Raw genomic sequence first — 23897 nt, forward strand, 5'->3', positions numbered from 1 at the left:
CAGGATCACAGGCCGAGCATGCGGCCGATGATCTCCTTCTGGATCTCGGTCGTGCCGCCGTAGATCGTCTGGATGCGGCTGTCCACGAAGGCCTTGGCGATGGGGTACTCCATCATGTAGCCGTAGCCGCCGTGCAGCTGGACGCCGATGTCGGCGAGCTTGGTCTGCAGCTCGGTGGTCCACCACTTGGCCATCGACGCGAGCTGGGTGTCGACCTCGCCGCGGTTGAGCTTGAGCACCGTGTCGTTGAGGAAGACGCGGGCGATGTGCACCTCGGTCGCCATCTCGGCGAGGGTGAAGCGCGTGTTCTGGAACTTGCTGATGGGGCGGCCGAACGCCTCGCGCTCCTTCACGTAGTCGAGGCAGATCGCCAGGATGTGCTCGCACGCGGCGACGGCGATGGCGGCGATGGAGACGCGCTCGCGCGGCAGGTTCACCATCAGCGAGATGAAGCCGGAGCCCTCCTCGCCGAGCAGGTTCTCCTTCGGGACCACGACGTTGTCGAAGAACAGCTCGGCCGTGTCCTGCGCCTTCATGCCGACCTTGTCGAGGTTGCGGCCGCGGGAGAAGCCCTCGGCGCCGCTCTCGACGACGAGCAGGCTGATGCCCTGCGCGCCCGCGTCGGGGTCGGTGCGCGCGACCACGACGACGAGGTCGGCCATGATCCCGTTGGAGATGAAGGTCTTCGAGCCGTTGAGCACGTAGTGGTCGCCCTTGTCGACCGCGCTCGTGCGGATGCCCTGGAGGTCCGAGCCGGCGCCGGGCTCGGTCATCGCGATCGCGGTGACGATGTCGCCGGAGACGCAACCGGGCAGCCAGCGCTCCTTCTGCTCCTGCGTGCCGAGGGCGAGCAGGTAGGGGACGATGATGTCGTTGTGCAGCGGGAAGCCCAGCCCGCTCGCGCCGACGCGGCTGATCTCCTCGGCGACGACCATGTTGTAGCGGAAGTCGTCGAGCCCGAGGCCGCCGAACTCCTCCGGCACGTCGAAGGAGAGCAGGCCGGTCGCGCCCGCCTTGCGCCAGACCTCGCGGTCGACGATGCCGGCGGCCTCCCACTTCTCGTGGTGCGGCACGACCTCCTTCTCGAGGAAGGCGCGGACCGTCCCGCGGAAGTCCTCGTGCTCGGTCTCGAGGATGTCGGCGGCGGAGGCGAGGGGCATGGAGGGGCTCCTTGGGCGCGGTGACGAGGGCGTCAGAACATGACACCCTTACTGTGACAGCGAAACTGTCAGGGAGCAAGCGGGGCGGGGAGCCGGCCCGCGCGGCGGATTGCCCCGACCTCGATGACAGCCCTACTGTCACAGTCGTGACCGCCATCCCCGAGCGCCCCGAGCACCACGACCCCGACGGCGCCACCCTGACGATCGACGAGCTGTCGGCGCGGGCGGGCACGACGGTGCGCACGACGCGCTACTACGCGAGCCTCGGCCTCATCCCCCCGCCGGAGCGGCGCGGGCGGGTCGCCTACTACGGCGACGTCCACCTCGCCCGGCTCGAGATGGTGCGGGCGCTGCAGGACCACGGCTTCACGCTGCAGGCCATCGAGCGCTACCTCGCGTCGGTCTCGAGCGAGGCCACGACGGAGGAGCTCGCCCTGCAGCGCGCGATGCTCACCTCCTGGACCACCGAGCCCCCCGAGCGCCTCACCCGCCGCCAGCTCGAGAAGCGCGCGGGCCGCCGCCTGGAGGACGAGGAGGTCGAGGTGCTCGTGCAGGTGCGGGCGGTCGAGGTCGAGCCGGGCACGGACCGGTACGTCGTGCTGGCCGGCTTCGCGCTGGGGCTCGAGATGCTGTCGCTCGACATCCCCATCACCAGCGTCATCGAGGCCACCGAGACCATCGAGCGGCACATGGAGTCGCTGGCCGACGAGCTCACCGAGATCCTGCGCACCCAGGTCGTGCGGCCCTTCCGCGCCGAGCAGCACACGCCCGAGGAGGCCGCGCGGATGGAGCGCACCGTCTCCGCGCTGCGCCGCATCACCCTCGAGGGCGTCGTCGTCGGCTTCCAGCGGGCCGCCAACCAGGTCATCGAGCGGTCGTTGCGGCGTCGCTGAGCGCCGGGGCGCGCGATGATGGCGTCATGACCGACCGCGCTCCGATCCACACCTGGCTGACCGACATGGACGGGGTGCTCGTCCACGAGGAGGAGCCCATCCCCGGGGCGTCGGACTTCATCGCCGCCCTGCAGGCGTCGGGGCGCGAGTTCCTCGTGCTGACCAACAACTCGATCTTCACCCCGCGCGACCTGCGCGCCCGGCTGCTCGGCAGCGGCATCGACATCCCCGAGCACCGCATCTGGACCTCCGCGCTCGCGACGGCGCAGTTCCTGCTCGACCAGCGGCCGGGGGGCACGGCGTACGTCGTGGGGGAGGCGGGGCTGACCACGGCGCTGCACGACGTGGGCTACGTGCAGACCGACCGCGACCCCGACTACGTCGTGCTGGGGGAGACGCGGACCTACTCCTTCGAGGCGATCACGCGGGCCATCCGGCTCATCGAGGGCGGCTCGCGCTTCATCGCGACCAACCCCGACCCGAGCGGGCCCAGCCAGCAGGGCAAGCTGCCCGCGACCGGTGCCGTGGCCGCGCTCATCACGGCGGCGACGGGCCGGCGGCCCTACTACGTGGGCAAGCCGAACTCGCTGATGATGCGCAGCGCGCTCAACCGGCTCGAGGCGCACTCGGAGACGACGGTGATGATCGGCGACCGCATGGACACCGACATCGTCGCGGGCCTCGAGGCGGGCCTGCGCACCGTGCTCGTCATGACCGGCTCGACCACGCGCGCACAGGTCGAGGACTTCCCCTACCGCCCCACCCGCGTCGAGGAGTCCATCGCCGACCTCGTGCGCATGGTGGAGGAGGGCACGCTCTAGCCCGGCCCGACGCCCGGCTACGGCACGACGATCACGCGGCGCACCGGGCTGGCGGGGCTGTTGCCGGCGATGTTCGTCGAGTAGACCCAGAACTCGTAGGTCCCCGGCGCCAGGCCGCGGTAGGTCAGGTGGCGCTGGGTGGGCGGCACGGACCAGAACTTGTCGCCGCGCTGCACGACGTACCCCGTGATCGCGCCGCCGTTGGCGGCCGGCAGCGCCCACGAGACGGTGACGTCGCGGCCCTTCAGCGCGACCGCGGGTGTCCCGACGGAGCTGGGGGGCGCGACGGTGACGGCCTGGGTGCGCACCTCGCTGGGCACGGAGGCCCCGACCGCGTTGGTCGCGGTGACGGTGAAGGCGTAGGTGCCGCGCGGCAGGTCGCGGAAGGTGATGCGGTCGGTGCCCGCCGGCACGGCCCAGGCGCGGCCGTCGCGGTGCACGACGTACCCGGTCACGGGCTCGCCGTTCGCGTCGGGCGGCAGCCACGCGACGACGACGTCGTCGCCGGTGGCACGGGAGTACGGCGTGGCGACCTGCGCCGGCGGACCGGCGGGCACGACCCCGGCGGAGACCTCCGACGGCTCGCTGTCGCCGATGCGGTTGGTGGCGGCGACGCGGAAGGTCCAGGTGGTGCCGTTCGTCAGGCCGGGGACCTCGACGCTGGTGGCGTCGGCCGGCGCCGAGGCGCGCACCTCGGCGCCGCCGTCGGCGGGGGTGGCGACGACGACGTAGCCCGTCAGCGGCTCGCCGCCGTCGTCGGCAGGCGCGGTCCACGTGACGGTGGCCGAGCGGTCGCCGCGCAGGGCGGTGACGCCGCTCGGTGCGTCCGGCACTGTCGAGACGCAGCGGTAGTCGCGGTCGTTGACCTCCACGACGGAGGAGCCGGGGCGGGCGGGCAGGCAGGCGTCGCCGTCGAGCTCGACGGTCTGGCCCGACGGCAGGAAGCGGAGCACGGCGCCGTCGGCCGGGCGGGCGTACGTCGCGGTGTAGCTGTCGTAGGCCATCCCGGTGACGCCCGTGAGCGGAGCGCAGCCGACGAGGTCGCACGACGAGAGCGGGATGAGCCCGCCGCCGGCGGCGCGGGCGACGCGGCCGGTGACGGTGCCGTCGAGCACGCGCACGAAGGTGCCGTCGGCCGGGACGGCGGCGACGTGGCCGCCCCACGGCTGGGCGGCGACGCCGCGGTGGGTGAGCGCGGCGCGGTCGATGCGCACGGCGCGCTGCGGGCCGCCGTACGGGGTCCAGCTCTCGACCGGGAACGCCGCGCCCCCGGCGAAGACGGAGACGCCGCCGGTGGGCACGACGACGAAGGTGCCGTCGGCGGGGGTGGCGCGCAGGTGGGCGTGGTTGCGGTCGGCGCGCGCCGCGTCGTCGACGACGGTGGCGGCGACGTCGACGGGCGCCTGGGCGGGGTCCTCGAGCGCGGCGGTGGTGGGCAGGTGCAGCGGGGCGCCGCCCGCGACGCGGTAGAGGCGGCCGTCGGTGACGGTGCGCAGGACGGTGCCGTCGGCGGGGTACGCCGCCATGCGGTCCCACTCGCCGCCCGTGCCGGCCCGGTCGATCGCGGCGTCGTCGACGGCGGTGGTGGGCTGGACCCCGCCGTACGGGGCCCACGAGTCGACCCACTGCGGCGAGCCGCCCGCGACGCGGAAGACGCCGCCGGTGGAGCGGCCGATGAGGAAGGTGCCGTCGACGGGGGTGCGGCGCAGGAAGGCGAACCCGCCCGTGCCGCCGGCGTTGTCGAGGGCCTCCTCGCCGACGAAGACCCGGGTCACGGCGCGGGTGCCGCCCCACGGGGCGAGCGAGGAGACGAAGAGCGGGGCGCCGCCGGCGACGACGTACGTGCGGCCGCTGCGGGCCGCGACGAGGAAGGTGCCGTCGACCGGCGCGGGCCGCAGGTGGTCGTAGACGTGGTCGGTGCCGATGCGGTCGATGGCGCGGTCGTCGACGTCGACGACCGGCCCGTCGGGGGCGATGTCGGGAACGTGCACGGGGGCGCCGCCGGCGATGCGGAACACGCGGCCCGAGGGCAGGCCGCGGATCCAGGTCTCGTCGACGGGGTAGCGGCGCAGCGTGCCCCACTGGGCCGCGTCGTAGGTCTCGCTGGGCTGGGTGCCACCGAAGGCCGCCCAGTTGGAGACGTGGATCGGGGCACCGCCGGCGATGCGGTAGACGTGGCCGCCGTAGCCCACGAAGTCGCCCTCGGCGACCGGGTCGGTGGCGACGTGCGCGAGCTCGGCGGCGTCGCAGCGGGCGTTGCTCGCGGTCGGCAGGGCCGTCGACATCATGGCGATCGGGGTGTCGGCGGGGAGCACGGCGTAGGTGTCGAACGCCGCCCAGCAGCCCTTCTGGAAGTCGGTGTGGGTGTGGATGCCGCTCTCGGTGCACACGCGCCACGACGACGAGTACGCCCAGCCGTCGGCGGTGCCGTCGCCGCAGCGGGAGTCGTCGCGCTTGCCGCTCGGCAGGAAGCCGATGGTGGTGCCGGGCGGGAACGCCGGCGTGCTCGTGCTGACCTGCACGTTCGCGAGGTGCCCGTAGCGGATCTGGCCGACCGCCGTGCCGCCGACCCGCACGTCGAGGGTGACCATCTGCCCGGCGCCGTTGTTGTTGGAGTCGACGCGCGCGACCTTGAGGCTCACGGGCCCGTCGAACGACTTCATCTGCGGCTTCACCGCGGCGCCCGGACCCTTGTGGAGGTCCCAGGAGAAGCCGCCGAGCAGGCGCGGGGTGTGGTCGGCGGGGCGGATGAGGCCCGTGCGGCCGCCGTCGTCGAACGGCATGTAGATGGCCACGCGCGTGCCGCCCGCGGCCGCGGACTGCTCGGCCCCGCCCTCGGGCTCGGGGTCCAGCGGGTTGCCGCCCGTGACGAGGGTCAGGGTGACGACGACGAGCGCCAGGCCCGCCAGGAGGGCGGCGGCGCGCCGGGTCGCGGTACGGCGGACGCGGCCCGCGGGGCGGGTGCGCTCCGGTCCGCCCGGCGACACGGGCTCGTGGTCGTTGACTGGCACAAGGCCGCAATGTATGTGGCGAATGGTGCTCGTGGGGAGGATGGGGCGAGATTCACAGGGAGGCCGGGTCGAGGCGTGGTGTGCGCCGTGGCCGTATTGCATCCAATCACCGGTATTTGCATACTGTCGGCTGTGTCCTCCCCGCTGCCGGCCTCGGCCTTCACGTCGCCTCCTGCCCACCTGACGCGGCCCACGCTGGAGGGGGCCTACGGCATGAGCGCCTCCACGCACTGGTCCGCGACCGCTGCGGCGCAGTCGGTGCTCGAACGGGGTGGCAACGCGTTCGACGCAGCCGTGGCGGCCGCGTTCGTGCTGCACGCGGTCGAGCCGCACCTCAACGGCCCGGGCGGCGACATGGTGGCGCTGGTCGCGCCCGCGGGCCGGGCGCCGACGGTGGTCGACGGTCAGGGCCCGGCGCCCGCGGGCGCCACGATCGAGCGGATGCGGGCGGAGGGGCTCGAGGAGGTGCCCGGCAGCGGCGCCCTCGCGGCGGCCGTCCCGGGCGCGGTGCTCGCGCTGCTCCACGTGCTGCGCGACCACGGCACCTGGGACGTCGCCGACGTCCTGGCCTACGCCGTCGACCAGCTGGAGACCGGCCATGCGGCGGGACCCCAGCTGTGCGGTGTCGTGGCGGCGATGGCCGACCACTTCATCGAGCACTGGCCGACCTCCGCGGCGATCTGGCTGCGGGAGGGCCGTGCGCCCGCGGTGGGGCAGGTGGTGACCAACCCGGCGTACGCCGCCACCCTGCGGCGGCTGCTCCGGGCCGCGCCGGACGCGGCGACCCGGGAGGAGCGCATCGACGCGGTGGCGGGCGAGTGGCGCACCGGCTTCGTGGCCGCGGCAGTGGCGGCGGCCGTCCAGCGCCCCCACCGCCACTCCTCGGGCCGCGACCACCGGGGGCTCCTCACCGCCGAGGACCTCGCCGACGCCCGGGTCGCCACGGAGGAGCCGCTCGTCCTCGACTTCCGCGGCACCCGGGTCCACAAGGCGGGCTTCTGGACGCAGGGCCCGGTGCTGCTGCAGGCGCTCGCCATCCTCGACCACTTCCCGGACGACCACCTCGACCCGTCGACGGCGCTCGGCATCCACACGGTGGCCGAGGCCCTCAAGCTGGCGATGGCCGACCGCGACACCTACTACGGCGACGCCGGCCCGGTGCACCCCGAGGGGGCCGGCGGCAGCTCGGACCCGCGACGGGCGCTGCTGTCCCGCGAGTACGCCGCCGCCCGGGCCGCGCAGATCGGCGCGACGGCCTCGTGCGAGCACCGGCCGGGCGACCTGCCGGGGCTGACGCCGTGGCGGGTGCCGCTCGTGCTGGAGGGCGGGGCGGCGGCCGGGGCCGGAACGGGGGAGCCGACGGTGGCGCGGGACGGCAGCACGCGGGGGGACACCTGCCACGTCGACGTCGTCGACCGGCACGGCAACCTGGCCTCGCTGACGCCGTCGGGCGGGTGGCTGCAGTCGTCGCCCGCCGTCCCGGAGCTGGGCTTCTGCCTCGGCACGCGCCTGCAGATGACCTGGCTCGACCCGGACAGCCCCTCGGCCCTGCGTCCCGGCCGCCGGCCGCGCACCACGTTGAGCCCGACCATGCTGAGCCGCGGGGGCCTCACCACCGCGGCGCTGGGCACGCCGGGCGGCGACCAGCAGGACCAGTGGCAGCTGCTGTACCTGCTGCGCACCCTGGTCGGGGGCTACACGCCCCAGCAGGCCGTCGACGCCCCGGCCTTCCACACGACGGCGCTCGTGAGCTCGTTCTGGCCGCGGGAGCTGAGTGCCGCGGGGCTGGTCGTCGAGGACCGCGTCGGCCCCGAGGTCGTCGCCGAGCTCGAGCGCCGCGGGCACGACGTCACGGTCGCCGACGGCTGGAGCCTCGGGCGCCTCTCCGCGGTCGTCCGGGACCCCGCGACCGGCCGCCTCGGCGCGGCCGCGAACGCGCGGGGCGCCCAGGGCTACGCGGCGGGCCGGTGAGCGGGGTGAGCAGTGCGCGGGCCGGGGTCGCGCCCTCGACCGCGGTGGCCCTCATGCTGGTGCTGACGTTCTCCACGGGCGTCGCCGACGCGATCGGCTACCTGGCGCTGGACAAGGTCTTCACCGGCAACATGACGGGCAACGTCGTGATCCTCGGCATGGGCCTGGCCGGGGAGCAGGGCCTCCCGGTGGCCGGTCCGCTCGTCGCGCTCGGGGCGTTCATGGCGGGCGCCGCGACCGGTGGCCGCGCGCAGCGGGCGGTGCCCGCCGGGTGGCAGACCCGTACGGCGGTGCTCCTCGCGGTCGTGGGCACCACCTTCGCGGCCACGGCCGGCTACACGGCCGCCCGGCCCACGTCGTACGGGCACGAGGAGGGCCTGGTCCTCGCGGGCGTCATCGCGTGGGCGATGGGGCTGCAGGCCGCCGTGGCCCGCCACGTCGCCGTCAAGGACGTCACCACCGTGGTCGTCACCTCGACCATCACGGGGCTGGCCGCCGACTCCCGGCTGGGGGCCGGCGGAGGGCAGCCCTGGGCCCGCCGGGCGCTGGCCGTCGTCGCGATCGGGCTCGGTGCCCTCGTCGGGGCGCTCACGCTGCGGTGGCACCCCGGGGTCGGCATCGGCTTGTCGGCACTGCTGACGTACGGCGTCGCCCTCGCCGGGGGCCTGCAGCACCGTGCCCGCGCGCGACGGGAGTGACGCTCAGCGGTCCCGGCTCTGGCCCTGGTTCTCCACCCACCGGGCGAGCGCCTCGGCGGAGGAGCGGACGTGACGGGTCATGGCGCGCCGGGCGCGCGCCGCGTCGCCGGCGTTGATCGCCTCGGCGATCTGGCGGTGCTCGGCGGAGTTCTGCCGCAGCAGCCGCGAGTTGCCGGCGTACGCCGCGAAGGCGGAGTTGCGGGGCAGGCGCCGGCTGATCTCGGCGATGGTGAGGCTCAGCTGGTGGCTCGCGGCCGCCTCGAGGATGACGCCGTGGAAGTCCTCGTTGGCCTCCGCCCACAGGCGGGCCGCCTCGGTGACGCCGGCCGGGTCGGCCTCGGGGTCGGCGGCCTGGTGGGCATCGACCGCCCGGTCGTAGCGGTCCCACGCGGAGTTGAGCCGCCGCAGCTGGTCGTCGTCGATGAGGCCCGCGGCGAGCTCGGCGGCCAGGCCCTCCAGCTCGCCCCGCACCGCGCCGAGCTCGCGGATGTCGCGCCCGCTGTGCCCGTTGACCCGGGCACCCCGGTTCGGCGTGATGGTCACGACGCCCTGGGCGTGCAGGACGCGGAGCGCCTCGCGGACGGGAGTCCGGCTGACGCCGAACTCCTCGGCGACGGCCGCGTGGCGGATCCAGCTGCCGACGGGCACCTCGCCGGAGAGGATCCGGCGCAGCAGCTCGTCGGCGAGCCACTCGCCGAGCGCGCCGTCCGTCTCGCGTCCGTTCTGCGTCTCGGCCACCACCGCTGGCACCTCCTGGGCGGGTCGCCCGGTCGCGGACGGGGCACCTCCCCGTCGCGGTGGGCCCGCCGCGCCGGACCCGGCCCCAGTTTTGCATCCAATCGATCCGTCGTGTCGACGACCTCCCGAGGAGACCCCGTGCCCGTGCTTCCCCCCGCTCACGATCCGTCGGGCGCGCCCGCTGCCGCCCCGTCCCGACCGCTCGGCTGCTGGGCCATGGTGCCCACCCCGTTCTCGGCGGACGCCGCGGTCGTGGACCGGAGCTCCCTCGTGCGACTGGCGGGCGGCCTCCTCGACGACGGCTGCACCGGGCTCGTGGCCCTCGGCGCGATCGCGGAGCCCGCCACCCTCACCGCGGCCGAGCGCGACGCGGTCGTCCGGGACCTGGGCGCCGTGGCCCGCGCGCGGGGCGCCGGCCTGGTCGTGGGACTGGCGGGCACGCGGACCGACGACGCCGTCGCCGAGGTCCGGCGCTCCGCCGACCTGCGCCGGTCGGCGGACGCCCTGCTGGTCCCCGTGCCCGCGCCCGACGCGCGAAGCACGCGGCGGCACCTGCGGGCCGTCCACGATGCGTCGGGACTGCCGCTCGTCGTGCAGGACCTGCCCCGGGCCACGGGCGTGACGATCGGGCTGGACGAGCTGCTGCGGGCGGTGGAGGGCCTCGACTTCGTCGCGGCCGTGAAGTGCGAGTCCCCGCCCACGTTCGTCGCCGTCGCCGCCCTCGTGCGGCACACCGACGTCGTGGCGATGTCGGGGATGGGCGGCACGGGCCTCGTCGCCGACCTGCACGCCGGGGCGCGGGCGGTTGCGCTCGGCGCGACGCCGACGCGCGTGCTGGTCGCCGCCGTGGACGCGTGGCAGCGCGGCGATGTCGAGGAGAGCCTGCGGCTCGTCGGCTCGGTCGCGACCCGCTGCCACGTCGAGACCCAGCCCGGCGCCTCGGTGGCGATCCGGAAGGAGCACTGGCGCCGGGAGGACCGGATCGCCTCGGCGTCCGTGCGGGCGCCGACGCCCCCGTGGCGCCCGGAGGAGGACGGCCTCGACGGCCTCTCCGCGCTCCTGGGCCTGCCGGACGCCGTCGTACGGCCACCCGTCCCCGGGTGACGGGCAGGGGTCGATTCCGCGAACCCTCTTGCCAGGGGCGCCGATCTCTCGCAAACTGCATCCAATCCGAGAGAGTCGCATCCATTCCAGAAGGTGGCACCGTGAGCTCAGCACTGCAGCCGGAACCCGTGGGCACCGCTCCGGCGAGCCTCAAGCGCAACACGATCGGCGCCTTCGGACTGACCTTCATGGTCGTGGCCGCGGCCGCCCCCCTGACGGCGATGGCGTCGAACATCTCCCTCAGCCTCGCCTTCGGCGTCGGCGCCGGCACCGTCGGCCTGCTCGTCGTCGTGGCGGTCCTGCTGACCGTGTTCGCGACGGCGTACGTCGCGCTCAGCCGCCACGTCACCAACGCGGGGGCGTACTACGCGTTCATCGGCTTCGGGCTCGGTCGGGCCGTCGGCGCCGGAGCCGCGTTCGTCGCGACGGTCGCCTACAACATGGCGGCCGGCGGCATGATCGCCGCCACCGGCTACTTCGCCGACGTGACCGCCGTGTCCTACCTCGACGTCGACCTGCCCTGGTACCTCTACGGCGCGGTCGCGCTGGCGCTCACGGCGTACCTGGGCCGGCGGGGCGTCGACGTCGCGCAGCGGCTCACCACCGGTGTCTCGCTGCTGCAGTTCGCCGTCATCGTGGTGCTCGGCGTCGCCGTGCTCCTCGAGCGCCCCGGCTCGTGGGACCTGGGGGTGTTCACGCCCGGGCAGATGCTGGACGGCAACATCGCGATGACGCTCGTCTTCTGCATCCTCTCCTTCGTCGGGTTCGAGGCCACGGCCATCTACGGCGAGGAGGCGAAGGCGGCCCGCCGCTCGATCCGGGTCGCCACCTACACCTCGATCGCGCTCCTCGTCGCCGTCTTCGTCTTCTCGACCTGGTCGATCGTCGCCGCCTACGACGACGTGCAGGCGGCCGCCGCGGCCGATCCGGGCTCCCTGGTCTTCCGCGCTGCCGACGCCTACCTCGGGTCGTGGTCCGGGGGCCTGCTCTCGGCGATGGTGACGATCAGCTTCCTCGCCGCCGGCGTCGCGTTCCACAACATGGCCGCGCGCTACCACTTCTCGCTCGGCCGCACGGGCCTGCTCCCGCGGGCCCTCGCGGCGACCCACCCGCGCTTCGGCACGCCGCACCGCAGCAGCGCCCTGCAGATCGGCCTGTCCGTGCTGATGCTGGTGCCCTTCGCGGTCTCGGGGGCGGACCCGATCCTCAACCTCTTCCCGGCGGTCTCGGGCATCACGAGCATCTCGCTGACGTCGCTGATGATCGGCTGCTGCCTCAGCATCGTCGTCGCCGGACGCCGGGGCCTGCTGCCCGAGAGCCGGTGGGTGACGCTGGGCGCCCCGCTGGTCGCCGGCGCGGGCATGGTCGCCATCGTCGCCATCATCCTGGCCAACTACCAGGAGGTGACGGGCAGCTCGTCACGCGTCATCGCCCTCATGCCGCTGCTGCCGCTGGCCGCCGGGCTGTACGGCGCGGTGGCCTACACGCTGCGCGCGCGGCGGGTCGGGGAGCTCGAGATCGATGCATCCTGAGACGGCGCGTCCCGTCCACCCCCAGGAGGCCCCCGTGCACCCCGACGACCTGATGCCCCACCTCGACCTCGACGCACTGGTCGACCCCCACCTCGTGGCGCCGCCCCCGGTCGAGGTGCTGCCCGGTGCGCGCAGCCACCTGCACCTGCGCTACGCGGTCGTGCAGGGCTGGCGCCCGCTGCAGCTCGACCTGCACCTGCCCGCCGTACCGGGGGAGGAGGGTCGGCCCTGGCCCGTGGTCGTCCACGTCCACGGCGGCTCCTTCCTCGCCGGCGTGCCGGCGATGGGGCCCTGGGTGACCCTGCCGGCCCGGGGGGTCGCGGTGGCGTCGGTGTCCTACCGCCTGGCGGGCGAGGCACCCTTCCCCGCCGCCGTCGAGGACGTGCGCGCCGCCGTCGCCTGGGTGGCCGACAACGCGGACCGGTTCGGCCTCGACCCCGGGCGCGTGGCGTTGTGGGGGTCCTCGGCCGGCGGCTACCTGGCCGCGCTCGTCGGGATCACCGGCGCCGACCCGGTGGGGCGCCCGGTCGGTGGCCTGTCGCGCCCGGACCCGTCCCCCTGGCCGCGCGTCGCTGCCGTGGTGGCGCAACACCCCGTCACCGACCCCGCTGCGCTGCGGGCGGACGCCGAGCACACGACGCCCGACGAGGTCGACGCGCTCGAGGCGGTCATGGCCCGCTTCTTCGACCAGACGTCGCCCGCGCCGACGGCGCTGGAGGCGCACCTGGCCCGGCGGCGCGAGGCGGGCCACGACGTGCCGCCGTTCCTGGTGGCGCACGGCGACGCCGACCGCCGCGTCGGGCTCGGCCAGTCGCGCCGGCTGATCGACGCGCTGCACGCGCACGGCGTGCCCGCCGAGCTGGTGGTCGTGCCCGGCGCCGACCACGGGGCCCCCGAGTTCTCCGCCGAGCCGCTCGTCGCCCGGGTGCTCGATTTCCTCACCTCCCGGTGGGACCGCGGGGGAGCGCCCTGAGCGCCGCCGCCCCCGACGGGGCCGCCCCGACCCACGACCGCACCCACCCCGCAAGGAAGACCATGGACGTCCTCATCTCCGGCGCCAGCATCGCCGGCCTCACCACGGCTCACTGGCTCGCCCGCCACGGCCACCACGTCACGGTCGTCGAGCGCTCCGACGGCCTGCGCAGCGGCGGCGTCTCGATCGACGTGCGCGAGGAGGCGGTCGAGGTCGCCCGCGCGATGGGCATCTGGGAGGACGTGCGGCGCCTGCGCGTGCCGCACGACGACGTCTACCGCTTCGTCGACGAGTCGGGCGCCACGCAGGCCGAGCTCCGGCCCGCCGCGGACGTCTACGACAACACCGAGGACGTCGAGATCTCCCGCGACGTCCTCGCCGACCTGCTGCGGGCGGCGGTGCCCGACGACGTGGACTTCCGCTTCGACACGTGGATCACCGCGATCACCACCGCGCCCGACGGAGGGCGCGCGGTGACGCTCGACGACGGCAGCGTCCTCGTCGTCGACCTCGTGGTCGGCGCCGACGGCATGCACTCGGCGGTGCGCGAGCTCGTCTTCGGTCCCGAGCGGCAGTTCGTGCACCACCTCGGCCTCTACGTCTCCATCGCCAAGCGCTGCCGCTCGGTGGGCGTCGCGACCGGCTCCGAGGTGCTCAACACCCCGGGACGCATGGTGATGCTCCGCAGCGACGGCACCTCGACGTCGGCGCTGCTGGGCTTCCGTTCGGAGTGGCTCGAGCACGACTTCCGCGACGTCGCGGCCCAGCGGGAGATCGTGCGCCGCGCGTTCGCCGGGATGGAGGGCTGGGTCGCGCCCGAGGCCGTGGCCGAGGTCGTCGGCGCCGAGGACTTCTACTTCGACTCCGTCAGCCAGATCCGCATGCCGTCGTGGACCGGCGAGCGCACCGCGCTCGTCGGCGACGCGGGCTACTGCGCCTCGTTCTTCTCCGGCATGGGTACGACGCTCGCGATGGTCGGCGCCCGCGCCCTGGCCGAGGCGCTCGAGGAGGCACCCGGCGTGCCCGCCGCACTGCGCGCGTACGACCAGCGCATGCGCCCGATCGTCGAGCGCGCGCAGGCGATCGCCGACCAGGGTGCGGCCCTGCTGTTCCCCACCACGCGTGAGGCCATCGAGGAGCGCAACGCCGCGCTCCGCGCCGCCGCGCCCGCCTGACCCACGCCACCCGACCGCCCCCCCCGAGCCACCACCCCACCACCCCGCCCCCACCCGTCCGCGAGAGGACATCCGTCATGCCCCCGACCGCCACCGCGACCCCGTTGCCCGCCACCGGCGAGCACCTGCCGGACCCGTTCGGGTCCGAGCAGCTCATCACCTGTGCCGACCCGGCCACCGGCCTGCGCGCCGTGATCGCCGTCGACAGCACCGCGCTGGGGCCGGGGCTCGGTGGTGTGCGGATGCGGGCCTACCCGTCCTTCTGGGACGGAGCGTTCGAGGCGCAGCGCCTCGCCCGGGCCATGACGTGGAAGAACGCCCTGGCCGGCCTGCCGTACGGCGGGGCCAAGTCGGTGATCATCGACGACGGTGACCGGAGCCGGCGTACCGAGCGGCTCGTGCGGTTCGGCGAGCTGGTGGCCCGCCTGGGCGGCGCCTACCTGCCGGGGGTCGACATGGGCACCACCACCGCCGACCTGGCGCTGATGGCGTCGGTGGGTGCGCCGTCGACCTGCGCGAGCGACGACCCCTCGCCGTGGACGGCGCTGGGCGTCTTCCACGCCGTCTGCGCCGCGGCCGAGCACCGGCTCGGCTCGGACGGGGTCACCGGGGTGGACGTCGTCGTGCAGGGCGTGGGCAACGTCGGGGCCGCCCTCGCGCGCCTCCTCGCCGAGGCCGGTGCCCGGGTGACCGTCACCGACATCGACGCCGATCGTGCGGCGCGTGTCGCCCGCGAGGTCGACGGCCGGGCCATCCCGGTCGACCGGGCGCTGAGCGAGCCGACCGACGTCCTCGCGCCCTGCGCCGCGGCCCGGGTCGTCACCCGCGCGGCGATCCCGCACCTGGGCTGCCGCATCGTCGCCGGCGGCGCGAACGACACCCTCGAGGACGACGGGTGCGCCGACGAGCTCGAGGCCGCCGGGATCCTCTACGTGCCCGACTTCGTGGCCAACGCGGGCGGCGTGGTCCACATCCACTCCCTCACCGCGGGCTGGGACGACGACCGGCTGCACGGGGCGCTCGCCGGCATCGGGGCGCGGGTCACGAGCATCCTCGACGACGCCCGGGCCGCCGGCACGACCCCGCTCGCGGCCGCGCACGCGCAGGCGCGTGCCATCGTCACGGACGCCCGCACCCGCCCCGCGGACCACGACGACCACGACGACCACCACCACCGGAGGAGCAGCGACCGATGAGCGAGACCACCAAGAAGCCCGCGCCCGGCCAGACCGAGGGCGCCGACGTCGGCCCGACCTTCGACCCGGCCGACTACGCCGACGAGCTGCGCGACGTGCGCGAGAACCGCGCGATCGGCACCCGGGTGTGGTTCGAGAACGACCGCGTCCAGGTCTGGGACCTGTCGCTGCAGCCCGGCGAGCGGCTGCCCTTCCACTGCCACGACCAGGACTACTTCTGGACCGTGACGGACCCCGGACGCGTGCTGCAGCGCTACGACGACGGCACGAGCCGCGTCGTCGACGTCGAGGTCGGCCACACCAACTTCCTGACCTACGCCGGCGACCAGTGCACGGTGCACGACCTGGAGAACGTGGGCGACACGTTCGTGCGGTGCGTGACCGTCGTGCTCAAGGACCCCGCCGGCTCCTGAGCGGGGGCCGCGGTTCCCGCTCGTCGCCGGCGGCCGGCTGGAAGGATGTGCCGCTCGTGAGCTGAGGGAGGTGCGGCGGTGCTGCTGCTGGTCCGGGCAGGTCAGGCGGAGGTCGCGGAGACGCTCGACCGCGCCCGCGTCGAGGGGTCCGTGGCCCCGACGGGTGCCGGGGGGTGGACGCTGGCCTGGTGCGACCACGGCGCGCTGGACCTCTTCGCCGCCCGCACCGACGTCGTCGGGTTCTGGGACGTGTCCGAGGAGCGCGACCCCGACGAGGCGGGCTCCGCGGGCCGTCGGTCACGGCGGCGCCGCGGCGACGGCGGCGACCAGGGCGAGGACTTCGAGGCGAGCCTCGTCGCCGTGGTCGCCGGGCCGGCGGGGCGCGCGACGTACCGCACCGACGGCGAGCGCACCGCGGGCGACCTCCGCGCCGTCGCCGAGGCACTGACGGCGCTGTTCGGCGTGCGGGCCAAGCCGCCGGTGCGGCCGACGCCGGTGCCGCTGACGCCGCGGGAGGAGAAGCGGATCGCGCGCTGGGAGGCGCGGCGGGCGCGCCGCCACCCGCAGCCGCCGGCGCCCGACCCGCGCACCGACCCCACCGGGGCGGTGGCGGCCGCGTTCGGCCGCAGCCACGGCTGGGTGGACGAGCTCGTCGAGGCGCTCGAGGAGCTGCTCGAGCTGCCCGCCCTCGAGTCGGCGCCCATCGAGCGGGTCGTCGTGCTCCGCCGTGGCGACGAGCAGGGCGCGCGCATGGGGGCACGGATCGCGGCGAACATCACCGGCCCGGTGCGCATCACGCCGCTGGGGGAGGGGTGGCAGGCGCTGGAGCCGACGACGACCACCGAGGTCGACGAGCTCTTCACCGCGCTGGCGGGCGTCGTCGCGGCGGCGGGCCCGCGTCGTACGCCGGTGCTCGCCCTGTGGCGCGACGCCGACGGCTCGTGCGGGGTCGACGTGGCGCACGGGGACCGCGCGTTCGCGCGCTCCAGCTGGGGGACGGGCTGGCGCGAGGTCGGCCCGCGGGACACCGGGACGGCCGACGACGTCGCGGCGTTCCTGGCCCACCAGGTCGCAGGGGAGGGGGCGCACGACCTCGACATGGTCGCGCTGCGGGCGCTGATGCGCGCCGACGAGCGCCGGGGCGACCCGCTGGTCGAGCTCGTCGAGCTCCTCGGCCTGCCGCCGGAGGGCCTGGCGATCCTCGACCGCACCGTCGCCCCGGACCCGGACGCCGAGGTCGTCACCGCCGCGGGGTTCTGGCGCACCTGGAGTGAGGGGGTGCGGGACGACGCGGGCTACGAGCCGTTCTTCGCCCGGCCCGTGCGGGTCGCGGGCGCGTGGCTCAGTGTGGTCGGCGCGCTGCTCCTCCTGCTGCTGGCCGTCGTCATGGTCGGCACCGTGGTGACCGACGGCGCGTTCGTCGACGAGGAGGGTGTGTCGACGGTCGACTGGGCGTTTGCGGCGCTGTCGGTCGTGCTGTTCCTGTCGCCGCGGTGGTGACGCGGCGGCGGTTCCGTCGGCTCCGGCGTACCTGAGCGGGCGGGGCGTCAGGCGCTCGGTCGCGCGCCCCGGTCGGACGGCGCGATCGTCGCGAGCGCGCGGCGCATGGCGACGACGAGGCTGCCGGCGGCGAAGTACTCCGCGTCGGTCTCGCGGCGCATCTCCTGGATGTCGGCGGCGAGCCGTTCGAGGGTGGCGCGGGCGGTGTCGTGGGCCTCGGGGTCGGCCTTGGCGTCGTCGACGGAGCGCAGCGCGTCGGCCAGCGCGGTGAGGGCGCGGGCGGCGCCGGGGCGCAGCTCGGGGCCGAGCACGACGTGCTCGTTGGCGGCGTGCTCGTTCTCGGCGAGCAGCTCGGTGACGCCCTCGACCTGGAAGGCGAGGTTGTCGAGCGCGCGGCCCTGGTCGAGGGTGCGCTCGGCGCTGGTGCGCCAGCGTGGGGCGCGCCAGTTGGCCTGCTGGGCCTCGGTGGCGCGGGCGACGAGGTCCTGCATGCGGCGGGTCTGCTGGCTGAGGTCGCGCCGGCGGCTCGCCCACTCCTCGGGGCGGGGCAGCGGTTCCTGGCTCAGCCCGTCGGCGAGGTCGTCGAGCTGCCCGGCCAGCTCGGTGCGCAGCGCGTCCTGGGCCGCGGCCGTGGAGACGAGCGGCAGCTGCGGGAAGGCGGCGTTGACGACGACGCCGATGGCCGCGCCGACCGTGGTGAGCCCGAGGTAGCCGAGCACGTAGTGCCACGGGTCCTCCCGCCCGATGATGAGCACGAAGAGCGCGGAGATGGGCACCCAGCTCGCCATGGTGCCGAGCCGCGGCCACGAGGTGAGCATGCTGCCGACGCCGACGACGAGGGCGAGGGCGAGCAGCTGCGGCAGGTCGCTCAACATGGCGGCGGCCGCCAGCGTCGCCCCGAGACCGATGGCGACGACCGACTGCAGGGTGGCGCGCACCGACTGGGCCACGGTGGTGGAGACCGAGACGACGGCGCCCAGCGGCGCGTAGTAGGCGTAGTCGTCGGCCACGTCGCCCCACGGCTGCACGACCAGCCAGGCGATCACCGCCGCCAGTGCCGCCTTCGCGGCGACGGTGAGGGCGGGGCGGTGGGCGAGGGTGCGCGTCAGCGCGCGGCGGGGCTCGAGGTCGTGCACGAGCACCGGTTACCCGTGCGCGCGTTCGAAGACGTGCATCGTGACGTCCTCCCACGGCACCGCCCCGGCGAAGCCCGGCGCGGCGTCGCCCTGCAACCGGAGCACGGACGCGAGGGCCGCGTTGCACAGGTCGAGCCAGTTCTCGGGGTCGACGGCGAGCTGCTCCTCGAAGGGGTCGGGCGTCCCGCGGTCACGCACGACGCCGGCCACGGCGTTGACCGAGAAGCAGCGGGCCAGCTCGCCCGACGCCCAGCGCCCGTAGGCGAACATGTCGTTGACGGAGGCCGCGGTGAGCAGCCGCACGTCCGGCCACTCCGTGAGCTTGCGGTAGCGCGCGTGGAGGATGCCGGGGTCGTAGAGGTGGGCGTCCCGGGTCGCGACGAGCACCCCGGACTCGAACACGCCGACCACCGGCGTCCCCCGGGGCGGGAAGGCGGTCTGCAGCAGCGGTCGGCTCTGCGTCAGCTGGTGGGGAGTGCGGGGGAACAGCCGCTGCACCACCGCGGCGGCGTCCGCCTCGGCCCCCTCCGAGGGGCGCGACAGGTCGAGGGCGCCGTCGCGCGAGAGGGCGAGGAGCGAGAAGCTGAGACCCATGGCGGGATCCTAGGCACGGCGGGTGGCCCGGGTCTCCGCGTCCGCCGCGCGGTGACCCTTGACGCCGCACTTCGTTTTTACAAGCATGTTCCGCATGAGCCTCTTCATCACCTGCCCGGTCGAGAACGTCGAACGCGCAACCGCCTTCTACGGCGCTCTCGGGTGGATCCGCAACGCCGAGATGTCCGACCACAACGTCTCGTGCTTCGAGATCGCACCCGGGCAGTACGTCATGCTCGGGAGCCGCGAGATGTACGCCAGCGTCGGCGGCGTCGAGGAGCTGGTCGGCGGGGTCGACACGCCGTCGAAGGTCACGGTCTCCTTCGACCTCGGCAGCCGGGAGGCCGTCGACGAGCTCGTCGAGCGGGCCGGGGCCGCCGGCGGACGGATCGGCGGCACCGACGACTACCCCTTCATGTACCAGCGCCAGTTCGATGACCCCGACGGCTACCACTACTCGCCGTTCTGGATGAAGCCGGACGCCGACGCGACTGCATGAGCGACCTGGCCGCGGCGCTCGACATCCTCGGAGCCCGCTGGGCGTTGCTCGTCGTCGACCAGCTGCTCGACGGGCCACAGCGCTACGGGGACCTGCAGCGGGCCCTGGGGGCGCCGACGAACATGCTCGCCATCCGTCTGCGCGAGCTCGAGGCGGCGGGCGTCCTGTCCCGGCTGCCGCTGAAGCACAACACCCGCGCCTACGCGCTCACCGAACGCGGTCTCGCCCTGCGAGAACCGATCCTCGCGCTGAGGAGATGGGGCGCCGAGGGGGCTCCTCCGTGACGAGCGCGCCACGTCTCAGCGCGTCCTACCGCCGGCACCCCGACCTCGTGATGTCCATCTGAGCGATGCGCCCTCAGGGCGCGGGGACGTCGAACCCCGAGCGGTTCACCGTGAGCGTCGACAACTGATCGACCTCCCACGGCGCGGTCTCGCCGCCGGTCCACCGCGCCGCGCAGGTGTAGCTGCCGTTGCCCACGTCGTCGGGCTGGCCCTGCAGACCGAACGAGCCGTCCACCGTGGCCGCGTCGCCGTCCCGGTGCACGCTCTCCGGCACGTCGAACCGCAGCTCGTCCTCGGTCGTCTCCTGCAGGGCCGCCTCGCAGGCGAGGCGCGCCCCGTGGTCGGTGGGCGGCCCGTCGCGGTCGATGAAGAGGTATCCGGCCGCGAGCGCGAACACCCCGACCCCCGTCGCGAGGGCGGCGAGGGGTACGACGCGCCGCACCCACCCGCGCCGCCGGGTGGTCACGGCGTGCTCGCCGACGGAGGCTCTGCCGTCGGGGTGGGGGACGGGCGGTGGCGGGCGATGACGGTGGGCGTGGGCTCCGCCGTCGGGTCGTCGGCGAGCGCGGACGTGCCCACCGACCAGCCGCCGTCGTCACTACCGACCCAGTGGGCCGCGCAGTGGTACTCGCCGCCGTCGCCGGGACCGGTCGCCCTGCTGAACGTACCGCTCACGGTGACGTAGTCGCCGTCCGCGGCGACCGTCGGCGACGGGTCGAAGCGGACCAGCTGGCCGAGCTCGCTCTCGACGTGCGCGTGGCATGCGACGCGCGCCCCGTCCGGCGACGGGCGCCGGTCCGTGTCCACCGTGAGGTAGACGACCGCCGCGACGAAGACCGCCGCGGCGCCGGCGAGGGCAGCGAGCGGTGCGGCACGCCGCAACCGGGTACGGCGTCCCCTCGGCCCGCCGGTCGCGTCACTGCTGCGTGGAGTTGTCACGGGGGTGAGCATGCACGACTCCGGCGGGCAAAACCTGTGGATGAGTGGTTGCGAGCCCCCGCCGGCCTGGATTGCAATGGGCGGCGGATCCGTGGACGACCTCTACTCGGGATGAGGGCTCAACATGTCGATCGCCGACGCGCGTTCTCGTGCGCCCGGGCAGCGGGCGGTGCCGACGGGTGCGCCGGTGGCTGCTGCCCCGGCCGCCGTGGTCGACGCCCTCGACGCCCGGGTGCGCGAGGTGGTGCGGGCCCAGGGGGTGGACCCGCAGCGCGACGTGGCCGCGGTGCGCCGGATCGCGGAGGACGCGGCGCGTGAGCACGACGACCTGTCCATGACGGGTGCGGTGGCGAAGCTGGTCGACCCGCCGGCGGTGGTCGCGGAGGTGGTGGCGCGGGTGGCGGGCTTCGGTCCGTTGCAGCCGCTGCTGGACGACCCGTCGGTGGAGGAGATCTGGATCAACGACCCCTCGCGGGTGTTCGTGGCGCGCAACGGGCGCCACGAGCTGACGAACCTGATGCTGACCCAGGCCCAGGTGGCGGACCTGGTGGAGCGGATGCTGAAGACGAGCGGCCGGCGTCTGGACGTGTCGAGCCCGTTCGTGGACGCGATGCTGCCCGACGGGCACCGGTTGCACGTGGTGCTGGAGGGCATCACGCGAGGGTTCACGGCGGTGAACATCCGCAAGTTCGTGCTGAAGGCGGCCGGTCTCCACGACCTGGTGGAGCTGCGGTCGATGACACCGCAGGCCGCCGCGTTCCTCACGGCCGCCGTACGGGCGGGGCTCAACGTGCTGGTCGCCGGCGGCACCCAGGCGGGCAAGACCACGATGCTGAACTGCCTGGCCGCGGCCATCCCGGGCGGTGACCGCGTGGTGTCAGCCGAGGAGGTCTTCGAGCTGCGCTTCCCCCACCCCGACTGGGTGGCGATGCAGACGCGCCAGGCCGGTCTCGAGGGCACGGGCGAGGTGCCGCTGCGGGCGCTGGTGAAGGAGGCGCTGCGGATGCGCCCCTCGCGCGTGATCGTGGGGGAGGTGCGCTCCGAGGAGTGCCTCGACCTGCTCCTCGCACTCAACTCCGGTCTCCCGGGCATGTGCACGCTGCACGCCAACAGCGCCCGCGAGGCGCTGGTGAAGATGTGCACCCTCCCGCTGCTGGCGGGCGAGAACGTGTCGGCCAAGTTCGTCGTGCCGACCGTCGCGGCCTCGGTCGACATCGTCGTCCACCTCGGCATCGATCCCGGCGGGGTACGGCGGGTGAACGAGATCGTCGGCGTGCCCGGCCGGGTCGAGAACGACGTCATCGAGGTCGAGCCGCTGTTCGTGCGCCAGTCGGGCGAGCTGCGTCGCACCCACGGGATGCCGCCGCGCGTCGAGGCCTTCGAGCGCAACGGCATCGACGTCCACCGGATCCTGCAGGCGGGCTGAGCGGTGGGGGCGGTCGTCGGGCTGGGGGTGGGGCTGGGGCTCCTCCTCGTGTGGTCGGCGTTCTTCGTGCCGCGCACGCCGCGCGCCACTGAGCGTGGTCCCGGCGCGCTGGCTCGTCTGCTCGCCCGTGCAGGGCTCACCAGCGTCTCGCCCGCGAGCTTCGTCGTGCTGTGCGCCCTCTGCGGGACGGCTGCCGCGGTGATCCTGCAGGCCGTGTCGCGCACGCCCCCGATCGCGCTCGTCTTCGGCGCGTTGGCGGCGTACCTGCCCTACGCCCTCGTCAGCGCCCGCGCCCGCACGCGGCAGGCGGAGTTCGCGGACGTGTGGCCCGACGCCGTCGACAACCTCGCGTCCGCCGTGCGCGCCGGGCTGTCGCTGCCCGACGCCGTCGCCGGCCTGGGGGAGCGGGGCCCCGAGGCGCTGCGGCCCGCGTTCGCGGCGTTCGCCCTCGACTACCAGGTGACCGGCCGCTTCTCCGACTGCCTCGACCGGTTGAAGGAGCGGCTGGCCGACCCCGTCGGCGACCGCGTCGTCGAGGGCCTCCGCATCGCGCGCGAGGTCGGCGGCGGCGAGCTCGGCCGCCTGCTGCGCAACCTGTCGGGCTACCTGCGCGACGACGCCCGGCTGCGCTCGGAGATGCAATCGCGCCAGGCCTGGACCGTCAACGGCGCGCGGCTCGCGGTCGCGGCGCCCTGGCTGGTGCTGCTGATGATGTCGTTCCAGGGCGAGGTCATCCGCCGCTACGCCACCCCGACCGGTACGGCGATCCTCGTCGCCGGCGCGGCCGTGTGCGTCGTCGCCTATCGCCTGATGATGCGGATCGGGCGGCTGCCGACCGAACGGCGGATCCTCCGGTGAGCCCGGCCCTGTGGGGGGCGCTGCTGGGCGCGACGGTCGCGTGTGGCGTGCTGCTCGTCCTCGCGCGAGTGCGGGCCGTCCGGCGGCCGCCGCTGGCCCTGCGGGTCGCACCGTTCGTGCGGGACGTCCCCCGTCTCTCCGGTGCCTCCCCGGGCCGGGCGTCGCTGCCCGCCGTCGGCGCCGGGACCGGTGGTCCGTTGGGTGCCGCGTCCGGCGTCTTCGGACCGCTGCTCCGCAGCGCCGCCGACGGCGTCGAGAAGGTGCTGGGCGGAGCCACGTCCGTACGGCGGCGCCTCGCGCGGGCGGGCATCGACCGGTCCGTCCACGAGTTCCGCATCGAGCAGGTCACCTGGGGGCTCGCCGCGTTCGCGGCCGCCGCCGTCTGGGGCGCCGTGCGGACGCTGGCCGACCCGGGCGCCGCCGTGAGCGCGATCGTGTTCTGCCTCTTCGCCTTCGTCGGTGGTGTCCTGGCGCGTGACCAGCACCTGACGTCGCAGGTGCGCCGCCGGGAGCGGCGCATCATCGAGGAGTTCCCCACCGTCGCCGAGCTGCTCGCCCTCGCCGTGGCCGCGGGCGAGGGCCCGGTGGCGGCGCTGGAGCGCGTCGTACGGCGCAGTGGCGGCGAGCTGTCCCGCGAGCTCGCCGGGGTCCTCGCCGCCGTCCGCACCGGCGAGCCGGTCGCCGACGCCTTCGACCGGATGGCCGCCACGACCGGCCTGCCGCTGGTGGCGCGGTTCGCCTCTGGCATCGCCGTCGCGGTCGAGCGGGGCACCCCGCTGTCCGACGTGCTGCACGCCCAGGCCGCCGACGTGCGCGACGCCGGCCGGCGCGAGCTCATCGAGTCCGCGGCCCGCCGCGAGGTCTTCATGATGGTGCCGGTCGTCTTCCTGGTGCTCCCCGTCGTGGTGCTCTTCGCCTTCTACCCCGGCGTCATCGGTCTCCGGCTGGTGGCGCCGTGAGCCCCTCCTCGTCCTGC

At 74.9% G+C, this 23897-nt stretch carries 23 protein-coding genes; 16 read left to right on the forward strand and 7 right to left on the reverse strand.

Annotated elements, in window-relative coordinates; all coding sequences use genetic code 11:
* Nucleotides 1–5 precede the first annotated feature (5 nt).
* Nucleotides 6–1160: an acyl-CoA dehydrogenase family protein gene (locus tag INN71_RS01640; protein WP_277497596.1), complete on the reverse strand. Its 1155-nt coding sequence runs from the start codon at nt 1158–1160 to the stop codon at nt 6–8.
* 146 nt (nt 1161–1306) lie between these two features.
* Between INN71_RS01640 and INN71_RS01645 the strand changes: the two genes are divergently transcribed.
* The gene (locus INN71_RS01645) at nt 1307–2053 is read left to right on the forward strand and encodes a MerR family transcriptional regulator (protein WP_277497595.1); all 747 of its coding nucleotides are present in this window, start codon (nt 1307–1309) and stop codon (nt 2051–2053) included.
* 26 nt (nt 2054–2079) lie between these two features.
* Nucleotides 2080–2874 (forward strand): HAD-IIA family hydrolase, encoded by a 795-nt coding sequence (locus tag INN71_RS01650; RefSeq protein WP_277497594.1) that lies wholly within the window; start codon nt 2080–2082, stop codon nt 2872–2874.
* Between the two features lie 17 nt (nt 2875–2891).
* On the opposite strand, the gene INN71_RS01655 is transcribed toward INN71_RS01650, so the two are convergent.
* The gene (locus INN71_RS01655) at nt 2892–5885 is read right to left on the reverse strand and encodes a fibronectin type III domain-containing protein (protein ID WP_277497592.1); all 2994 of its coding nucleotides are present in this window, start codon (nt 5883–5885) and stop codon (nt 2892–2894) included.
* A 132-nt stretch (nt 5886–6017) separates the two neighbouring features.
* On the opposite strand from INN71_RS01655, the gene INN71_RS01660 reads away from it, so the two are divergent.
* Nucleotides 6018–7856, forward strand: coding sequence for a gamma-glutamyltransferase (locus INN71_RS01660; protein WP_346812576.1), 1839 nt, complete (start codon nt 6018–6020; stop codon nt 7854–7856).
* A gap of 5 nt (nt 7857–7861) precedes the next feature.
* Nucleotides 7862–8554: a YoaK family protein gene (locus tag INN71_RS01665; RefSeq protein WP_277497591.1), complete on the forward strand. Its 693-nt coding sequence runs from the start codon at nt 7862–7864 to the stop codon at nt 8552–8554.
* A 3-nt stretch (nt 8555–8557) separates the two neighbouring features.
* On the opposite strand, the gene INN71_RS01670 is transcribed toward INN71_RS01665, so the two are convergent.
* Nucleotides 8558–9295, reverse strand: coding sequence for a GntR family transcriptional regulator (locus tag INN71_RS01670; RefSeq protein WP_277497590.1), 738 nt, complete (start codon nt 9293–9295; stop codon nt 8558–8560).
* Nucleotides 9296–9508: 213 nt separating this feature from the next.
* Here INN71_RS01670 and INN71_RS01675 point away from each other — a divergent pair, with 213 nt between their 5' ends.
* From INN71_RS01675 to INN71_RS01705, 7 genes are all read left to right on the forward strand, one after another.
* Nucleotides 9509–10396, forward strand: a complete 888-nt coding sequence (locus INN71_RS01675) for a dihydrodipicolinate synthase family protein (RefSeq protein WP_277497589.1) — start codon at nt 9509–9511, stop codon at nt 10394–10396.
* 101 nt (nt 10397–10497) lie between these two features.
* Nucleotides 10498–11928, forward strand: coding sequence for an APC family permease (locus INN71_RS01680; RefSeq protein WP_277497588.1), 1431 nt, complete (start codon nt 10498–10500; stop codon nt 11926–11928).
* A 34-nt stretch (nt 11929–11962) separates the two neighbouring features.
* Nucleotides 11963–12901: an alpha/beta hydrolase gene (locus INN71_RS01685; protein ID WP_277497587.1), complete on the forward strand. Its 939-nt coding sequence runs from the start codon at nt 11963–11965 to the stop codon at nt 12899–12901.
* Nucleotides 12902–12963: 62 nt separating this feature from the next.
* Nucleotides 12964–14076: an FAD-dependent monooxygenase gene (locus INN71_RS01690; protein ID WP_277497586.1), complete on the forward strand. Its 1113-nt coding sequence runs from the start codon at nt 12964–12966 to the stop codon at nt 14074–14076.
* Nucleotides 14077–14153: 77 nt separating this feature from the next.
* Complete coding sequence (locus INN71_RS01695; RefSeq protein ID WP_277497585.1) at nt 14154–15272, forward strand: Glu/Leu/Phe/Val dehydrogenase dimerization domain-containing protein; 1119 nt, start codon at nt 14154–14156, stop codon at nt 15270–15272.
* Nucleotides 15269–15685, forward strand: coding sequence for a hypothetical protein (locus INN71_RS01700; RefSeq protein WP_277497584.1), 417 nt, complete (start codon nt 15269–15271; stop codon nt 15683–15685). The genes INN71_RS01695 and INN71_RS01700 overlap by 4 nt, the downstream gene beginning before the upstream one ends.
* Nucleotides 15686–15763: 78 nt before the next feature.
* Nucleotides 15764–17185: a hypothetical protein gene (locus INN71_RS01705; protein WP_277497583.1), complete on the forward strand. Its 1422-nt coding sequence runs from the start codon at nt 15764–15766 to the stop codon at nt 17183–17185.
* A gap of 47 nt (nt 17186–17232) precedes the next feature.
* Here the strand turns inward: INN71_RS01705 and INN71_RS01710 are convergent, their stop codons facing one another.
* Together INN71_RS01710 and INN71_RS01715 are read right to left on the reverse strand one after the other, a co-directional pair.
* On the reverse strand, nt 17233–18327 hold the full coding sequence (locus INN71_RS01710) for an aromatic acid exporter family protein (protein ID WP_277497582.1): 1095 nt from the start codon (nt 18325–18327) through the stop codon (nt 17233–17235).
* Between the two features lie 3 nt (nt 18328–18330).
* Nucleotides 18331–18915: a hypothetical protein gene (locus INN71_RS01715; RefSeq protein WP_277497581.1), complete on the reverse strand. Its 585-nt coding sequence runs from the start codon at nt 18913–18915 to the stop codon at nt 18331–18333.
* A 94-nt stretch (nt 18916–19009) separates the two neighbouring features.
* Here INN71_RS01715 and INN71_RS01720 point away from each other — a divergent pair, with 94 nt between their 5' ends.
* Both INN71_RS01720 and INN71_RS01725 read left to right on the forward strand, forming a co-directional pair.
* Nucleotides 19010–19414, forward strand: a complete 405-nt coding sequence (locus INN71_RS01720; RefSeq protein WP_277497580.1) for a VOC family protein — start codon at nt 19010–19012, stop codon at nt 19412–19414.
* Nucleotides 19411–19698: a helix-turn-helix domain-containing protein gene (locus INN71_RS01725; protein ID WP_277497579.1), complete on the forward strand. Its 288-nt coding sequence runs from the start codon at nt 19411–19413 to the stop codon at nt 19696–19698. The genes INN71_RS01720 and INN71_RS01725 overlap by 4 nt, the downstream gene beginning before the upstream one ends.
* A 73-nt stretch (nt 19699–19771) precedes the next feature.
* On the opposite strand, the gene INN71_RS01730 is transcribed toward INN71_RS01725, so the two are convergent.
* The gene (locus INN71_RS01730; protein WP_277497578.1) at nt 19772–20164 is read right to left on the reverse strand and encodes a hypothetical protein; all 393 of its coding nucleotides are present in this window, start codon (nt 20162–20164) and stop codon (nt 19772–19774) included.
* Entirely contained in the window at nt 20161–20637 is a 477-nt protein-coding gene (locus INN71_RS01735; RefSeq protein ID WP_277497577.1) for a hypothetical protein, read from the reverse strand. Before INN71_RS01735 ends, INN71_RS01730 begins: the two co-directional genes overlap by 4 nt.
* Before the next feature lie 124 nt (nt 20638–20761).
* Here INN71_RS01735 and INN71_RS01740 point away from each other — a divergent pair, with 124 nt between their 5' ends.
* Genes INN71_RS01740 through INN71_RS01750 form a run of 3 tightly spaced genes read left to right on the forward strand, consistent with a single transcriptional unit; the run spans nt 20762 to nt 23880 of the window.
* A complete protein-coding gene (locus INN71_RS01740) occupies nt 20762–22063 on the forward strand; it encodes a CpaF family protein (RefSeq protein ID WP_277497576.1) in 1302 nt (433 codons plus the stop codon).
* 3 nt (nt 22064–22066) lie between these two features.
* Nucleotides 22067–22921, forward strand: coding sequence for a type II secretion system F family protein (locus tag INN71_RS01745; RefSeq protein WP_277497575.1), 855 nt, complete (start codon nt 22067–22069; stop codon nt 22919–22921).
* Nucleotides 22918–23880, forward strand: a complete 963-nt coding sequence (locus INN71_RS01750) for a type II secretion system F family protein (protein ID WP_277497574.1) — start codon at nt 22918–22920, stop codon at nt 23878–23880. Before INN71_RS01745 ends, INN71_RS01750 begins: the two co-directional genes overlap by 4 nt.
* Nucleotides 23881–23897 lie beyond the last annotated feature (17 nt).

The sequence above is a fragment of the Nocardioides sp. ChNu-153 genome (genome assembly GCF_030466625.1).
Lineage (GTDB): Bacteria > Actinomycetota > Actinomycetes > Propionibacteriales > Nocardioidaceae > Nocardioides.

Excerpts from the sequence above, each read along its gene's own strand:
- INN71_RS01720 (WP_277497580.1), top strand. The coding sequence starts at position 19,010 with ATGAGCCTCTTCATCACCTGCCCGGTCGAGAACGTCGAACGCGCAACC.
- INN71_RS01700 (WP_277497584.1), top strand. The coding sequence starts at position 15,269 with ATGAGCGAGACCACCAAGAAGCCCGCGCCCGGCCAGACCGAGGGCGCC.
- INN71_RS01695 (WP_277497585.1), top strand. The coding sequence starts at position 14,154 with ATGCCCCCGACCGCCACCGCGACCCCGTTGCCCGCCACCGGCGAGCAC.
- INN71_RS01740 (WP_277497576.1), top strand. The coding sequence starts at position 20,762 with ATGTCGATCGCCGACGCGCGTTCTCGTGCGCCCGGGCAGCGGGCGGTG.
- INN71_RS01640 (WP_277497596.1), bottom strand. The coding sequence starts at position 1,160 with ATGCCCCTCGCCTCCGCCGCCGACATCCTCGAGACCGAGCACGAGGAC.
- INN71_RS01675 (WP_277497589.1), top strand. The coding sequence starts at position 9,509 with ATGGTGCCCACCCCGTTCTCGGCGGACGCCGCGGTCGTGGACCGGAGC.
- INN71_RS01725 (WP_277497579.1), top strand. The coding sequence starts at position 19,411 with ATGAGCGACCTGGCCGCGGCGCTCGACATCCTCGGAGCCCGCTGGGCG.
- INN71_RS01650 (WP_277497594.1), top strand. The coding sequence starts at position 2,080 with ATGACCGACCGCGCTCCGATCCACACCTGGCTGACCGACATGGACGGG.
- INN71_RS01690 (WP_277497586.1), top strand. The coding sequence starts at position 12,964 with ATGGACGTCCTCATCTCCGGCGCCAGCATCGCCGGCCTCACCACGGCT.
- INN71_RS01715 (WP_277497581.1), bottom strand. The coding sequence starts at position 18,915 with ATGGGTCTCAGCTTCTCGCTCCTCGCCCTCTCGCGCGACGGCGCCCTC.